Below are 13,425 nucleotides of genomic sequence, written 5' to 3' on the forward strand. Positions count from 1 at the left end.
TTTCCAGATAAATTGAATGAAAATTCGCAATATTGCGAAAAAGACATTGAATGAGAAACCCGCTCTAAGGCGGGTTCCTGGTCAACACCGACGAAGGGCGAGGTCAGTGCCGCGCTTCACCCGGCGCCGCGCCCTGGCCTGGCGCCGGCGGGGTTTCGTCGTCGTCGCTGCTGCGCGCCCAGAAGAAGCGGTCGGGCATGTATGAACCCATGCCGGGCCGGAACGCATTGCGCATCGCCTGAAACAGATATTCCTGGCTTTCGCGCACCGCTTCGGCGGGTTCCTGGCCGTTGGCGAGCAGCGCGGCGATCGCCGCACCGAGCGTATCGGTCAAGCCCATCAGCCGATGGGGCGCGCGGTCCCACATGTCCTGACGTAACTGGCCGTCCTCGCTGAACAGGGTGTTGACGAGCCGATGCGTACCGGTTTCGGTCGACAGAATGTACTCGCAGCCCTGCGACAGCAGATGCGAGATCGCCGCGTCGAGGCTCGGCGCCTCCGCGTCGCCGTCGGGCTGCGCGAGCGCGAGCAGCGTGGACGAGTCGGCGACCAGCAGCGTGGTTTGTGGCGCGAGCAGATCGGCGATCGCTTCGCGCAGTTCGTCGGCGGCGAGCACGTGTTCGTCGTCGAGCGTGAAGTCGGGAGCGAGGATCAGCGGGATGTCGTCGTAGTCGGCGACCACTTCGGCGATCGCGCTCACCACTTCGGCACGCGTGCACGCGCCGACCTTGAACGCGGCGACCGGCATGTCCTCCAGCAGCATGCGCGCCTGCGTTGCGACGGTGTCCGGGTCGAGCCCGGTGACTTCGTCGCAGCTCGCCGAGTCGCGCACGGTATAACCCGTGAGCACGGAAACGCCGTGGCAGCCCATGCTGGCAAGTGTCATCAGGTCCGCCTGCAGGCCGGAGCCGCCGGTGGGATCGGAGAGGCCGAAGGTGAGGACGATCGGAGGCGTGTCGCTGGGCATGAAATTGATAAAGAAAGCAGGATTTCGGCGCACGGTGCGCAATTGGCTCAATTATGCGGCCTAAACCGCGGCGAGGGCGGTTTTTCGCGCGACAGGGGTGGCCCGCGGGGGACTGGGCCGGCGCGGGATTGCTTTGAGGTGGCTGCGCTATCTCGGCGAGCTTGCACGAGGGTGCCTTCTACCGCGCCGCCGATTTATCGCCACCGCCACGCGGCATGACGCCGCAAGCGGCGCCAGTCGGGCGCGCGGGCGCCCTGTCGAAGGCCGATGCACGCTACGATTGCGCGTTTTCGATTGCTAGGCATGGGGGCGCCAACACGGTACCATCATGGCTCCCGTTTCCACGGACTCAACGACGCGACACAAGAATGGAATATCAAAGCTGGATGTGCCTGATTTGCGGCTGGATTTACGACGAAGAAGCCGGCTTGCCGGAGGAAGGCATTGCGCCGGGCACGCGCTGGGAAGACGTTCCCATCAACTGGACGTGTCCGGAGTGCGGAGCCCGCAAGGAAGACTTCGAAATGGTCCAGATCTGAAGCCTGGCAAGCTGCCGGCGTCGGCCGGTAGGGTTGTTTGCCTGGCTTGATCGATCGTTCCGGCACCGCGGTTTCAGGGGTTCGCGCGACATGCCGGAAGCTTCGGCCCGAAAACCGGGTCCAGGGGTTCGGGCCCGAACTTCGACCGTGAAAGTCAGCGGCGTCATCCGCCGCGCAACTGCTGCAATCGCTTGAAGCGTCCGGCACGCCCGGCGCCTGTCCGAGCGCGCCGGCGCGGAACATCGCCGGGCGCGTCGTGTCGCAACGGTAGTCTGTCATTGTCCTGTCGCCGGTTCGCGCGTTGGCCGATCACTCAGCACGCGCCGCGAAGCGACGGCCCCGTCAGCTTCGTGTCGCCTGCCCATGACTCTTCGATCCGCTGCACCCGTTTCCTTCGATGCACTGCCGAACCCGCGCGGCGGCGCGATCCGCCCCGCGGAACTGGCGCTCGCCGAGGCGTCGCTCGCGTTCGAGCAGCGCGACGAGAGCGGTGCCGCGCTGCTGCGCGCGTCGCACGCGCTGCGCACGGCGGGCTGGCTGAGCGCGCAGCGTTTCGCCGACGCGCTGGTGCGGCTCTCGCCGCTCGCGAGCGGCGAGCCGGCCGAAGCGGAAAACGCGCGGCCGGTGTTCGGCGCGGCGCTGAACGATTTCCGGGCGGCGCTCGAACGTCACAATCTTCGCGAGCTAAGTTGTTCGCCGACACTCTTCAACCACTACGTCGAGCTGTGCTCGCAACTCGCCGAACACACGCCGGGCTCCGCCGTCGCATTCGAAGACCTCGCGTTGTGCGCGCGGCCGGTGCCACCGGCGTCGCTGCACGCGCAATCGGCCGATCGGCTAGCGCATCTGCGAGCCCGCTACGAGCGTGCCTTGCTGCCGGTGCTGCGCTCGCAGGCCGATACGGGCAGCGCGGTGGCGCTCGCGGTCACGAACGCCGCGCTCGACGAGCTCGACGCCGTATTCACCGAACTCGCCGGCCCCGATCCCTATGATTTCTGGCGGCTCGCGCGCGCTTGCGCGAAGGCGCTGCGCGCGCGCGGTCACGCGATCCGCGATATCGACGCGCGGCGTTTCTACGCGCGCTGCAACCTCGCGCTCGCCGACCATGCGCGTGGCATCGAGCGCGCGCCGCGTTCGCTGGTGCGTGCGACGCTCGCGCTGCTGTGGCGCGACTACGCGCTGTTCGGCGCGGCCGCGCAAGACGCCGATCAGGTCGAGGTGCTTCACGATTTCGGCTTGACCGTCGACTGGCACGTTGCGGGCACGCAGTCGTCGGAAGCCCTGTGGGAGGCGGGCGCGCTCGCAGCGCAGTCGCTGCCGCACACGCGCGATCTCGGCGTGCTGAGCGTCAACGCGAACGCCTACGAAGACTTCCTGCAGACCGCCGACGCGTCGATCGAGGCGCTCGCCGCGCATGCCCGCGCGGCCGATCAGCCGGAAAAAGCCGACCCGAGCGAAGCGCTGCAGGCGGGTGACGCCGCCTACCGGCTCGGCTCGGCTGCCTGCGCGCTCGGCCTCGGTCACGTGGCGCTGCTCGCCGATGCGCTCGGTCTCGCATGGCGGCGTCGCGCGCATGCGGGCGTCGCGACCCCGGCGGTGCGCGCCCACGTGATCGTCGGCGCGCCGCCGGCCGATACGCTCGAGCAGGCCGCCGAGGCCTTGCGCGCGACGCTGCACAAGGTTGCCGCCGGGGTCGCGCCGGCCGGCGGCAACCTCACCCAGACGGCGCTCGCCGCGCTCACGCGCGCGATCGAGCAGGGCGGCGCGTGAAGCGCCACCCGCGCCGGATCGAACGCGCGACGTGGCGCACGATTTGCATCCGCAACGCCTCGACCCACGCGTGCCGAATCCGCTGAAATCCAATCTGACAAGACACAATCCCGCCACCGCGCGACGCGCACCGAACGCGCCGTTCTACGCGGTGTTTCGGCGCCTGATCACGGCATGGCGCGAGTCGCGCGCGTGATAAAGTGCAACTTGATCCGGCGTCGATGGCGCGGCACGTCACACGCAACCCAACGCGCTGCAGTGCTCAAAGCAGCCCGCCATCCCGCATCGTCTTTGCTAGAATCCGAACTATGTCCAAGAGTACCGATCGCATCAATCTGACCAACCAGTTCCTGATCGCCATGCCGAACATGGTCGATCCGACGTTTTCAGGAACGGTGGTCTACCTTTGCGATCACAGCGAGCGCGGCGCGCTCGGCCTCGTGATCAACCGGCCGACCGATATTGACCTGCAAGCGCTCTTCAATCGCATCGATCTGAAACTCGAGATCGAACCGCTTCTCCATGTTCCCGTGTATTTCGGCGGCCCGGTGCAAACCGAGCGCGGCTTCGTGCTGCACGATCCGAAAGACGGCAGCGCGTACACGTCCTCGATGTCCGTGCCGGGCGGGCTCGAAATGACCACATCGAAAGACGTGCTCGAAGCCGTCGCGAGCGGCACCGGTCCGGAACGCTTTCTGCTGACGCTCGGCCACGCCGGTTGGGGTGCCGGTCAGCTCGAGGACGAAATCTCGAAGAACGGCTGGCTAACGGTCGAGGCCGATCCGAAGATCGTCTTCGACGTACCCGCTGAAGATCGCCTCGAAGCGGCGCTCGCGCTGCTCGGTGTCTCGCTGTCGATGCTGTCGGGCGAGGCCGGGCACGCATGAGGGGCCGCGCATGAATCTGCCGGCCGGACGTGAGGCCACGCTGCTTGCGTTCGACTACGGCGAGAAACGCATCGGTGTGGCGGTCGGCAATTCGCTCACGCGCCGCGCGCGGCCGCTCGTCGTCGTGCAGAACCGCAGCAAGGAGTACCGCTTCGAAGCGCTCGGCAAGCTGATCGCCGAATGGAAACCCGATGCGCTGGTCGTCGGGCTGCCGATGTACCCCGACGGCACGCCGCACGAACGTACGCAGCTCGCAAAGCGCTTCGGCAACCAGCTGAACGGCCGCTTCAATCTGCCGGTCACGTGGGTCGACGAGCGCTACTCGTCGGTCGAGGCCGAGGCGGAAATCCGCGCCGGCAACGCCCGCGCCGACATGCTCGATGCCGAAGCCGCGAGCATCATCCTCCAGCAATACCTTGACGGACTTTCCGACGATCATGAGTTCCATTGACGCCGAAGCGTTGTATCGCGCGTTGCTCGACCAGATTCGCGCGGCGTACGGCGAGCAGCTTGCCGCCGTGCAAGACGGTGCGCAAGCGGCGGTGCTGGTCGGTATCCATAGCGGCGGCGCATGGCTCGCCGAGCGGCTCGCGCGCGACCTCAAGCTGGCGAGCTTCGGCGTAGTGAACGTCGCGCTGCATCGCGACGACTACGCGAAGAAAGGGCTGCACGCGCAGGCGAGCCCGACCTCGCTGCCGTTCCCGGTCGAAGGCCGCCGCATCGTGCTGGTCGACGACGTGCTGTACACCGGCCGCACGATTCGCGCGGCGGTGAACGAGCTCTACGACTATGGCCGGCCGGCATCGGTCGAACTCGCGGTGCTCGCCGATCGGGGCGGACGCGAGTTGCCGGTGGCGGCGCGCTTCGTTGGCGGCGTGGTCGACGTGCCGGCCGACGCGACGCTCGTGCTGGCCCATGAAGACGACGGCGCGGGCGGCCAGCGGTTTTCTTTTCACACTGAAGCACGCGCCGATTGAAACTCGCGCGCGCGACGCGCCGACCTCGATCACGTCGCAGCCCGTATTTGAAGCAGGTACACCATGAACACCGCCACCCAGGCTCCGCAGGATTCCTCCACCAGCGCATCCGAGCGCTTCCGCTATGGCTTCCTGAAGGGCAACCCGCAGCTCACGAAGAACGGCGAGCTCAAACATCTGTTGTCGATCGAGGGGCTGCCGAAGGCCATCGTCAATCACATTCTCGAGACCGCTGACCAGTTCGTCAGCGTGACCGATCGTGAAGTGAAGAAGGTGCCGCTCCTGCGCGGCAAGTCGGTGTTCAACCTGTTCTTCGAAAACTCGACGCGCACGCGTACCACGTTCGAGATCGCGGCCACGCGGCTGTCGGCCGACGTCCTGAACCTGAACATCAACGCGTCATCGACGAGCAAGGGTGAATCGCTGCTCGACACGATCAACAACCTGTCGGCGATGCACGCGGATCTGTTCGTCGTGCGACATGCGTCGAGCGGCGCGCCGTTCCTGATCGCGCAGCACTGCGCGCCGCACGTGCACGTGATCAATGCCGGCGACGGCCGTCACGCGCACCCGACCCAGGGTCTGCTCGACATGTACACGATCCGCCACTACAAGAAGGACTTCACGAAGCTGCGCGTGGCGATCGTCGGCGACATCCTGCATTCGCGCGTCGCGCGCTCGGACATTCATGCGCTGACCACGCTCGGCGTGCCCGAAGTGCGTGCGATCGGTCCGCGCACGCTGCTGCCGGGCGGCCTCGAACAGATGGGCGTGCGCGTGTTCCACAACCTCGACGAAGGTCTCAAGGACGTCGACGTGATCATCATGCTGCGCCTGCAGAACGAGCGCATGAGCGGCGCGCTGCTGCCGTCGTCGCAGGAGTACTTCAAGAGCTGGGGGCTCACCCCCGAGCGTCTCGCGCTCGCCGCCCCCGATGCGATCGTGATGCACCCCGGCCCGATGAATCGCGGCGTCGAGATCGACTCGCAGGTCGCGGACGGCCCGCAATCGGTGATCCTGAACCAGGTGACGTTCGGCATCGCGGTGCGCATGGCGGTGATGGGGATCGTCGCGGGCAATAACGACTGATCAGGAAGCCGAAGCACGGGCTGAACCACAGGTTTAACAAAGGCAGCGCATGAAGATTCATATTCAAGGCGGCACGCTGATCGATCCGGCGGCGGGCACCGAACAGCAGCAGGACATTTTTATCGAGGCGGGCAAGATCGCCGCCCTCGGCAACGCGCCGGCCGGCTTCCAGGCGGAGCGCAAGATCGACGCGCGCGGCCTGTCGATCGCGCCGGGTCTCGTCGACCTGTGCGCGCGTCTGCGCGAGCCGGGCTACGAGCACAAGGCGACGCTCAAATCGGAAATGGCCGCGGCGGTCGCGGGCGGTGTGACGAGCCTCGTGTGTCCGCCGGACACCGATCCGACGCTCGACGAACCGGGTCTCGTCGAGATGCTGAGGTTCCGCGCGCGCAATCTGAACCAGGCGCACGTGTATCCGCTCGGCGCGCTGACGGTCGGTCTCAAAGGACAAGTCATCACCGAGATGGTCGAGCTGACCGAGGCGGGCTGCGTCGGCTTTTCGCAGGCCGACACGCCGATCGTCGACACCCAGGTGATGATGCGCGCGCTGCAATACGCGAAGACCTACGGCTTTACGACGTGGCTGCGTCCCGTCGATGCGTACCTCGGCAAGGGCGGCGTCGCCGCGAGTGGCGCGCTGGCGTCGCGGCTCGGTCTGTCGGGCGTGCCGGTGGCGGCGGAAACGATCGCGCTGCATACGATCTTCGAACTCGTGCGCGTGACGGGCGCGCGCGTGCACGTTTCGCATGTGTCGTCGGCGGCGGGCGTGGCGCTCGTGCGCGCGGCGAAAGCCGAAGGACTGCCGGTGTCGTGTGACGTCACCGTGAACCACGTGCATCTGATCGACCTCGACATCGGCTATTTCGACGCGCAGTTCCGGCTCGACCCGCCGCTGCGCCAGCAGCGCGATCGCGACGCGATCCGCGCGGGCCTGCTCGACGGCACGATCGATGCGATCTGTTCGGCGCATACGCCGGTCGACGACGACGAAAAGCTGCTGCCGTTCGCCGAAGCGACGCCGGGTGCAACCGGCCTCGAGCTGTTCCTTTCGCTGACGGTGAAGTGGGCCGACGAAGCCGGCGTGCCGCTCGCGACCGCGCTCAATCGCATCACGGCAGGGCCGGCGCAGGTGCTGGGTCTCGAAGCGGCTGGCCGCGTCGCGCTCGGCGCGGTGGCCGACCTGTGCGTGTTCGATCGTCACGCGCACTGGCACGTCGAGCCGCGCGCGCTGAAGAGTCAGGGGCACAACACGCCGTTCCTCGGCTACGAACTGCCGGCGCAGGTGCGCGCGACCATCGTGTCGGGGCAGCTCGCGTACGAGCGGCGCTGAACGGTATCGTTTCGGTTTAGTCGAGGAAAGCTCCGGTCATGAAGCTCGCGTTACGCAAGGTCCGTCTCATCACGCATCTTCTGCACGGCATGTGGACCGTCGCGACGCGCTTTCCGAACGCGAGCGCCGAGCGGCGTCACACGCTCAATCGGGCGTGGTCGCTGAAAATGCTGCGTCTGTGCGGCATGCGCCTCGTCGTGCATAACGACGCGGTGCGGCTCGATCGCGGCGCGCTCGTCGTCGCCAATCACATCTCGTGGATCGACATCTACGTGATCAACGCGTGGCGGCCGACGCCGTTCGTGTCGAAAGCGGAGATCCGCCAATGGCCGGTGGTCGGCTGGCTCGCGCAGCAGCTCGACACGGTGTTCATCCAGCGCGAGAAGCGCAGCGACGCGAAGCGGATCATGCACGAGCTCGCCGATCGGCTGAGCGCGGGTGAGCTGATGTGCGTGTTCCCCGAAGGCACGACCTCGAACGGGCTCGAGCTGCTGCCGTTTCACGCGAACATGTTCCAGGCGGCGGTGTCGGCCGGCGCGCCGGTGCAGCCGGTGTGCATCATGTACGAGGACGCGCAGGGCCGGCAGTCGACGGCACCCGCGTATATCGACGACGTGTCGTTGTCCGATTCGCTCGACATGCTGCTGCGTGGCGCTCCGCTGACCGCCCACGTGTACGTCGGCGCGCCGCTCGCGGCGGGCGCGGACCGGCGTGCGCTCGCGGCGCAGGCGCAGGACGTGGTGGCGGGTGCGCTGCGTGACATGCAGGCTGGCAAGGCCGTCGCGGGGACGGTCGCGCAAGAGGGTGACGTTGCGGACGCTGCGTCGCCGGGCGACGCTGCTGCTGCGGCGGAACCGCTAATCGAGCCGGTGGATCAACCGGGACGTTCGGCCTGAGGGGCGTCGCCGTCGGGCGGCGTCACCGTCTTCTGTTCAGTTTCCTCCGCGCGGCACGCCGCACGAATCGCAATCGACCTGCGTCAACGTCCGCTGCGCCGGATCGCGCGCGAGCCGTACCGCCGACAGCTTCTCCCCCCACACGCAGCCCGAGTCCAAGCCGATCAGGTTGTCGCGCAACAGCAGACCGAGCGCGGCCCAATGACCAAACACGACGGTCACGTCGGCGGTTTTGCGCGACGGCACATCGAACCACGGCACGCAGCCGCTCGGCGTGGACGCGAGCGTGCCGCTGCTCGTGAAATCCATCACGCCATCGACGGTGCAAAATCGCATGCGCGTCAATGCGCTGCACGTGACGCGCAGACGCTCGATACCCTTCAGGCCCGGGTTCCAGCGGTTCGGCTCGTTGCCGTACAAGCCTGCAAGCGTTTCTTTCCAGCTCGGCGCACGTAGCGCGCGTTGCAACTCGTCGGCGAGTTCGAGCGTCAGCGTCACATCCCATTGCGGCAGCACACCCGCATGCACCATCAGCATGCCGTTGTCGAAATGCGCGAGCGGCCGGTGACGGATCCACTCGATCAGATCGGCGGCGTCGGGCGCGGCGAGGATGTCTTCAATGGTGTCGCCTTTCTTCGACTTGCGAATCCCCGCCGACACCGACAGCAGATGCAGATCGTGATTGCCAAGCACCGGCACCGCGCGCTCGCCGAGCGCGATCACGTCGCGCAAAGTATCGAGCGAGTCAGGGCCGCGGTTGATCAGATCGCCGGCGAACCACAGCGGTGTGCCGTCCGGCGGCGCGGCTTTGGCGAGCAATTGCTGAAACGGTCCGCGGCAGCCTTGCAGATCGCCGAAAGCAAGTGGAATGAGAGGGGCGGACGTGCTGGAAGCGTTGGACGGAGTCATCGAGGAAATCAAAGCGATTCGATACGCGCGGTGTTACAAGGTGCGTGCCGCGCTGGGCAGCGCAGCAATTTAGCGTGACATAATAGCCCGTCTGGGGTTCGGATATCGCGCGATCACATTGCGGGACGTGGCCGGAACACCGCCGCAACAGCAGCACGGCAAAGCGGCAACCACGCATGGATCGCGCGCGATGTTGCAATACAACAACAGGATGACTCTCTCGTGAACGAAGCAAGCATGTCGTCTTCCGGGGCGAAGCAACCATTTCGCACGCTCGTCACCGGTGCGAATGGTTTTACCGGCCGCTATCTGGTCGAGAAGCTTATCGGGCGCGGCCATACCGTGATCGAAGCAGTGTCCGGCCGCGACGAGCCGGACACGCCGACCCGCGTCAAGCTCGATATCACGTCGCCGGACGCATGGCGACGCGTGCTCGAAACCGTGCGGCCCGATTACATCGTGCATCTGGCCGCAATCAGCTTCGTGGGTCACAACGATCCGCTCGACTTCTATCGCGTCAACGTGATTGGCACGCTGAACCTGCTCGAAGCCTGCGTCGCGGTCGGTCATGTGCCGCGCAAGTTGCTGATCGCAAGCAGTGCGAACGTGTACGGCAACGTCAGCAGCGCCGCGATCGACGAAAGCTTCCCGGTCACGCCGGTCAATCATTACGCGGCCAGCAAGGCGGCGATGGAAACGCTGGTGCGCACATGGTTCGATCGCCTGCCGATCCTGATCGTGCGGCCGTTCAACTACACCGGCCGCGGCCAGGCGGTGAACTTCCTCGTGCCGAAGATCGTGAGCCATTTCGCGCGGCGCGCGGCGTCGATCGAGCTTGGCAATATCGATATCGCGCGCGACTTCTCGGACGTGCGTTATGTGGCGAGCGCGTACGAGGCGCTGCTCGAATCCGACGTCGCGGCCGAAATCGTCAACGTCTGCACCGGCACGCCTTATTCGTTGCGTGAAATCCTCACGAGCGCGAGCGAGCAGACCGGACACGATATCGAAGTCCAGGTCAATCCCGCCTTTGTCCGGCAAACAGACGTCAAGATGCTCGCCGGTTCGCCTGCGAAATTGCATTCGCTGGTGCCGGCGGTCGAGTCGATTCCCTTCATCGACACGCTGCGCTGGATGCTCGCGGCCTGAGCGCGCTCGCGCAAGCAACCACTTTACGGTCAGCTTTGAAGCCTCGTGAAAGGTGCATCCCTTCACGAGGCTTTCGCCGTTCTTCTGCTTCATTTCCCGCTCTTTCCGTGCCGCGCTGCTCACTATACGGCGGACCTCATTACAAGCGTCAAAATACCTGTAACCGCACCGAAAAGCTCCTTTTCGCCAATCAACGGCAACCAATTCTGTCAAGCTGTTTCAAGTTGTTAGGGTTCTAGTTTTTGCGCGGGGCGGCTTTATAATTAGGGCTTCATAAAATCGGCGTCTGAGTGTCCGCTCTCCGCGCGGACGCGACGGGCGGCTAGAGAAACGGACACCACCATACGGGGTAAACAGGCCGCACGCTCTTCGCTGCCTGTCACTAACATCGACAAGGGAATTACATGATCCTGGTAACAGGCGGTGCCGGCTTTATTGGCGCCAATTTCGTGCTCGACTGGCTCGATGCGTCTGACGAAGCCGTGCTCAACGTAGACAAGCTGACCTACGCTGGCAACCTGGGCACGCTGAAGTCGCTACAAGGCAATCCCAAACACATTTTCGCGCGCGTCGACATCTGCGATCGCGCCGCGCTCGACGCGCTGCTGGCCGAACACAAGCCGCGCGCCGTGCTGCACTTCGCGGCCGAGAGCCATGTGGATCGCTCGATTCACGGTCCGGCCGATTTCGTGCAAACCAACGTGGTCGGCACCTTCACGCTGCTCGAAGCCACGCGCAGCTACTGGAACACGCTCGGCGAAGCGGAGCGCGCCGCGTTCCGCTTCCTGCACGTGTCGACCGACGAAGTGTTCGGCTCGCTGTCCGCAACCGATCCGCAGTTCTCCGAAACGACGCCCTATGCGCCGAATAGCCCCTATTCGGCGACCAAGGCGGGTTCGGATCACCTCGTGCGCGCCTACCATCACACGTATGGCCTGCCGGTGTTGACCACCAACTGCTCGAACAACTACGGCCCGTACCAGTTCCCCGAAAAGCTGATCCCGCTGATGATCGCCAACGCGCTCGGCGGCAAGCCGCTGCCGGTGTATGGCGACGGGCAGAACGTGCGCGACTGGCTGTATGTCGGCGACCACTGCAGCGCGATCCGTGAAGTGCTCGCGCGCGGCACGCCGGGCGAGACGTACAACGTCGGGGGCTGGAACGAGAAGAAGAATCTCGAGGTCGTGCACACGCTGTGCGAGCTGCTCGACCAGCAGCGTCCGAAGGCCGCCGGTTCGTACCGTGACCAGATCACCTACGTGAAGGATCGTCCCGGCCACGACCGCCGTTACGCGATCGACGCCCGCAAGCTCGAGCGTGAACTCGGCTGGAAGCCGGCGGAAACGTTCGAGACGGGTCTCGCCAAAACGGTCCAGTGGTATCTCGACAATCAGCAATGGGTCGACGAAGTCGCTTCGGGCGAATACCGGAAGTGGGTCGAGACCAACTACGCGCAGCGCGCGTAAAGGCACGGCAATGGCGCGCAAAGGCATTATTCTCGCGGGCGGCTCGGGCACCCGCCTGTATCCGATCACGCATGTCGTCTCCAAGCAGCTGCTGCCGGTGTACGACAAGCCGATGATCTACTACCCGCTGTCCACGCTGATGGTGGCCGGCATTCGCGACGTGCTGATCATCTCCACGCCGCAGGACACACCGCGCTTCGAGGCGATGCTCGGCGACGGCAGCCAGTGGGGCATGAACATCCAGTACGCGGTGCAGCCGTCGCCGGATGGGCTCGCGCAGGCGTTCATCATCGGTCGCGAGTTCGTGAACAACGATCCGTCGGCGCTGATTCTCGGCGACAACATCTTCTACGGACACGATCTCGCGAAGCAGCTCGAACACGCCAATGATCAGACCGAAGGCGCCACCGTGTTCGCCTATCACGTGCAGGATCCGGAGCGCTACGGCGTGGTCGAATTCGACCAGCAGTTCCGCGCCTTGTCGATCGAGGAAAAGCCCGTCAAGCCGCGTTCGAACTACGCGGTCACGGGTCTGTACTTCTACGACAACCAAGTCTGCGACATCGCGGCCGACATCAAGCCATCGCCGCGCGGCGAGCTCGAAATCACCGACGTGAACTCGCGCTACCTCGCGAACGCGGCGCTCAACGTCGAGATCATGGGCCGCGGCTATGCGTGGCTCGACACCGGCACGCACGATTCGCTGATCGAAGCCGCGACCTTCATCGCGACGCTGCAGAAGCGCCAGGGTCTGGTGGTCGCGTGTCCGGAAGAAATTGCGTACCGGCGTCAGTGGATCGACGGCGAGCAGCTGCTCGCGCTCGCCAAACCGCTCGCCAAGAATGCCTACGGGCAATACCTGCAAAACATTCTCACGGATCAAGTCGCATGGCCATCCAGGTAACGGCAACCGCGCTGCCCGAAGTCAAGATCATCGAGCCGAAGGTGTTCGGCGATGCGCGCGGCTTCTTCTTCGAAAGCTTCAACGCGCTCGAATTCGCCGAGAAGGTCGAGGCGGGCGTCGAGTTCGTGCAGGACAATCACTCGCGCTCGGCCAGGGGCGTGCTGCGCGGTCTGCACTATCAGATCCAGCATGCGCAGGGCAAGCTCGTGCGTGTGGTCGAGGGGGAGGTGTTCGACGTCGCCGTCGACATCCGCAAGAGTTCGCCGAACTTCGGCAAGTGGGTCGGCGTGACGCTGTCGGTCGAGAACCATCGGCAGCTGTGGGTGCCGCCCGGTTTCGCACACGGCTTCGTCGTGCTGTCGGAGTCTGCGCAGTTCCTCTACAAGACCACGGATTACTGGTTTCCGGAGCACGAGCGCAGCATCGTGTGGAACGATCCGGCGATCGGCATCGAATGGCCGGTCGACTTCGAGCCGCTGCTCGCAGCCAAGGATGCGGCGGGCAAGCGTCTTGCCGACGCCGAAGTCTTCGCCTAAGGGGAT

Annotated in this window: 15 protein-coding genes; 13 read left to right on the forward strand and 2 right to left on the reverse strand. The window is 65.4% G+C overall.

The window, feature by feature from the left end; genetic code table 11:
- Nucleotides 1-103: 103 nt before the first annotated feature.
- Nucleotides 104-967, reverse strand: a complete 864-nt coding sequence (locus tag L0U81_RS03145) for a hydroxymethylpyrimidine/phosphomethylpyrimidine kinase (RefSeq protein WP_233800133.1) — start codon at nucleotides 965-967, stop codon at nucleotides 104-106.
- Between the two features lie 368 nt (nucleotides 968-1,335).
- On the opposite strand from L0U81_RS03145, the gene L0U81_RS03150 reads away from it, so the two are divergent.
- The 9 genes from L0U81_RS03150 (at nucleotide 1,336) to L0U81_RS03190 (ending at nucleotide 8,455) form a co-directional block, all read left to right on the forward strand.
- The gene (locus tag L0U81_RS03150; protein ID WP_007178992.1) at nucleotides 1,336-1,506 is read left to right on the forward strand and encodes a rubredoxin; all 171 of its coding nucleotides are present in this window, start codon (nucleotides 1,336-1,338) and stop codon (nucleotides 1,504-1,506) included.
- 363 nt (nucleotides 1,507-1,869) lie between these two features.
- Nucleotides 1,870-3,276 carry a hypothetical protein gene (locus L0U81_RS03155; protein WP_233800134.1) on the forward strand — a complete coding sequence of 469 codons (1,407 nt, stop codon included), beginning with the start codon at nucleotides 1,870-1,872 and terminating at the stop codon, nucleotides 3,274-3,276.
- A gap of 31 nt (nucleotides 3,277-3,307) precedes the next feature.
- Nucleotides 3,308-3,472, forward strand: coding sequence for a hypothetical protein (locus tag L0U81_RS03160; RefSeq protein ID WP_233800135.1), 165 nt, complete (start codon nucleotides 3,308-3,310; stop codon nucleotides 3,470-3,472).
- 112 nt (nucleotides 3,473-3,584) lie between these two features.
- A complete protein-coding gene (locus tag L0U81_RS03165) occupies nucleotides 3,585-4,163 on the forward strand; it encodes a YqgE/AlgH family protein (RefSeq protein WP_233800136.1) in 579 nt (192 codons plus the stop codon).
- Nucleotides 4,164-4,173: 10 nt separating this feature from the next.
- On the forward strand, nucleotides 4,174-4,614 hold the full coding sequence (gene ruvX / locus L0U81_RS03170) for a Holliday junction resolvase RuvX (RefSeq protein WP_233800137.1): 441 nt from the start codon (nucleotides 4,174-4,176) through the stop codon (nucleotides 4,612-4,614).
- Nucleotides 4,601-5,140 carry a bifunctional pyr operon transcriptional regulator/uracil phosphoribosyltransferase PyrR gene (gene pyrR, locus L0U81_RS03175; RefSeq protein ID WP_233800138.1) on the forward strand — a complete coding sequence of 180 codons (540 nt, stop codon included), beginning with the start codon at nucleotides 4,601-4,603 and terminating at the stop codon, nucleotides 5,138-5,140. Before ruvX ends, pyrR begins: the two co-directional genes overlap by 14 nt.
- Nucleotides 5,141-5,203: 63 nt before the next feature.
- Nucleotides 5,204-6,229: an aspartate carbamoyltransferase catalytic subunit gene (locus L0U81_RS03180; RefSeq protein ID WP_233800139.1), complete on the forward strand. Its 1,026-nt coding sequence runs from the start codon at nucleotides 5,204-5,206 to the stop codon at nucleotides 6,227-6,229.
- Between the two features lie 49 nt (nucleotides 6,230-6,278).
- Nucleotides 6,279-7,559 (forward strand): dihydroorotase, encoded by a 1,281-nt coding sequence (locus L0U81_RS03185; protein ID WP_233800140.1) that lies wholly within the window; start codon nucleotides 6,279-6,281, stop codon nucleotides 7,557-7,559.
- 38 nt (nucleotides 7,560-7,597) lie between these two features.
- Entirely contained in the window at nucleotides 7,598-8,455 is an 858-nt protein-coding gene (locus L0U81_RS03190; RefSeq protein WP_233800141.1) for a lysophospholipid acyltransferase family protein, read from the forward strand.
- Nucleotides 8,456-8,491: 36 nt separating this feature from the next.
- On the opposite strand, the gene L0U81_RS03195 is transcribed toward L0U81_RS03190, so the two are convergent.
- Nucleotides 8,492-9,364 carry a symmetrical bis(5'-nucleosyl)-tetraphosphatase gene (locus tag L0U81_RS03195; protein ID WP_233800142.1) on the reverse strand — a complete coding sequence of 291 codons (873 nt, stop codon included), beginning with the start codon at nucleotides 9,362-9,364 and terminating at the stop codon, nucleotides 8,492-8,494.
- Between the two features lie 237 nt (nucleotides 9,365-9,601).
- Between L0U81_RS03195 and L0U81_RS03200 the strand changes: the two genes are divergently transcribed.
- From L0U81_RS03200 to rfbC, 4 genes are all read left to right on the forward strand, one after another.
- A complete protein-coding gene (locus L0U81_RS03200) occupies nucleotides 9,602-10,513 on the forward strand; it encodes a GDP-mannose 4,6-dehydratase (RefSeq protein WP_233800143.1) in 912 nt (303 codons plus the stop codon).
- A 404-nt stretch (nucleotides 10,514-10,917) separates the two neighbouring features.
- Nucleotides 10,918-11,979, forward strand: a complete 1,062-nt coding sequence (gene rfbB / locus L0U81_RS03205; RefSeq protein ID WP_233800144.1) for a dTDP-glucose 4,6-dehydratase — start codon at nucleotides 10,918-10,920, stop codon at nucleotides 11,977-11,979.
- A gap of 10 nt (nucleotides 11,980-11,989) precedes the next feature.
- On the forward strand, nucleotides 11,990-12,883 hold the full coding sequence (rfbA, locus tag L0U81_RS03210) for a glucose-1-phosphate thymidylyltransferase RfbA (protein WP_233800145.1): 894 nt from the start codon (nucleotides 11,990-11,992) through the stop codon (nucleotides 12,881-12,883).
- On the forward strand, nucleotides 12,868-13,419 hold the full coding sequence (rfbC, locus tag L0U81_RS03215; protein WP_233800146.1) for a dTDP-4-dehydrorhamnose 3,5-epimerase: 552 nt from the start codon (nucleotides 12,868-12,870) through the stop codon (nucleotides 13,417-13,419). The genes rfbA and rfbC overlap by 16 nt, the downstream gene beginning before the upstream one ends.
- Nucleotides 13,420-13,425: the final 6 nt, after the last annotated feature.

This window comes from Paraburkholderia sp. HP33-1 (assembly GCF_021390595.1).
In the GTDB taxonomy this organism is placed as follows: domain Bacteria; phylum Pseudomonadota; class Gammaproteobacteria; order Burkholderiales; family Burkholderiaceae; genus Paraburkholderia.

Coding starts and splice junctions, on each gene's coding strand:
- L0U81_RS03145 (WP_233800133.1), bottom strand. CDS start 967: ATGCCCAGCGACACGCCTCCGATCGTCCTCACCTTCGGCCTCTCCGAT.
- L0U81_RS03150 (WP_007178992.1), top strand. CDS start 1,336: ATGGAATATCAAAGCTGGATGTGCCTGATTTGCGGCTGGATTTACGAC.
- L0U81_RS03155 (WP_233800134.1), top strand. CDS start 1,870: ATGACTCTTCGATCCGCTGCACCCGTTTCCTTCGATGCACTGCCGAAC.
- L0U81_RS03165 (WP_233800136.1), top strand. CDS start 3,585: ATGTCCAAGAGTACCGATCGCATCAATCTGACCAACCAGTTCCTGATC.
- ruvX (WP_233800137.1), top strand. CDS start 4,174: ATGAATCTGCCGGCCGGACGTGAGGCCACGCTGCTTGCGTTCGACTAC.
- pyrR (WP_233800138.1), top strand. CDS start 4,601: ATGAGTTCCATTGACGCCGAAGCGTTGTATCGCGCGTTGCTCGACCAG.
- L0U81_RS03180 (WP_233800139.1), top strand. CDS start 5,204: ATGAACACCGCCACCCAGGCTCCGCAGGATTCCTCCACCAGCGCATCC.
- L0U81_RS03185 (WP_233800140.1), top strand. CDS start 6,279: ATGAAGATTCATATTCAAGGCGGCACGCTGATCGATCCGGCGGCGGGC.
- L0U81_RS03190 (WP_233800141.1), top strand. CDS start 7,598: ATGAAGCTCGCGTTACGCAAGGTCCGTCTCATCACGCATCTTCTGCAC.
- L0U81_RS03195 (WP_233800142.1), bottom strand. CDS start 9,364: ATGACTCCGTCCAACGCTTCCAGCACGTCCGCCCCTCTCATTCCACTT.
- L0U81_RS03200 (WP_233800143.1), top strand. CDS start 9,602: ATGTCGTCTTCCGGGGCGAAGCAACCATTTCGCACGCTCGTCACCGGT.
- rfbB (WP_233800144.1), top strand. CDS start 10,918: ATGATCCTGGTAACAGGCGGTGCCGGCTTTATTGGCGCCAATTTCGTG.
- rfbA (WP_233800145.1), top strand. CDS start 11,990: ATGGCGCGCAAAGGCATTATTCTCGCGGGCGGCTCGGGCACCCGCCTG.
- rfbC (WP_233800146.1), top strand. CDS start 12,868: ATGGCCATCCAGGTAACGGCAACCGCGCTGCCCGAAGTCAAGATCATC.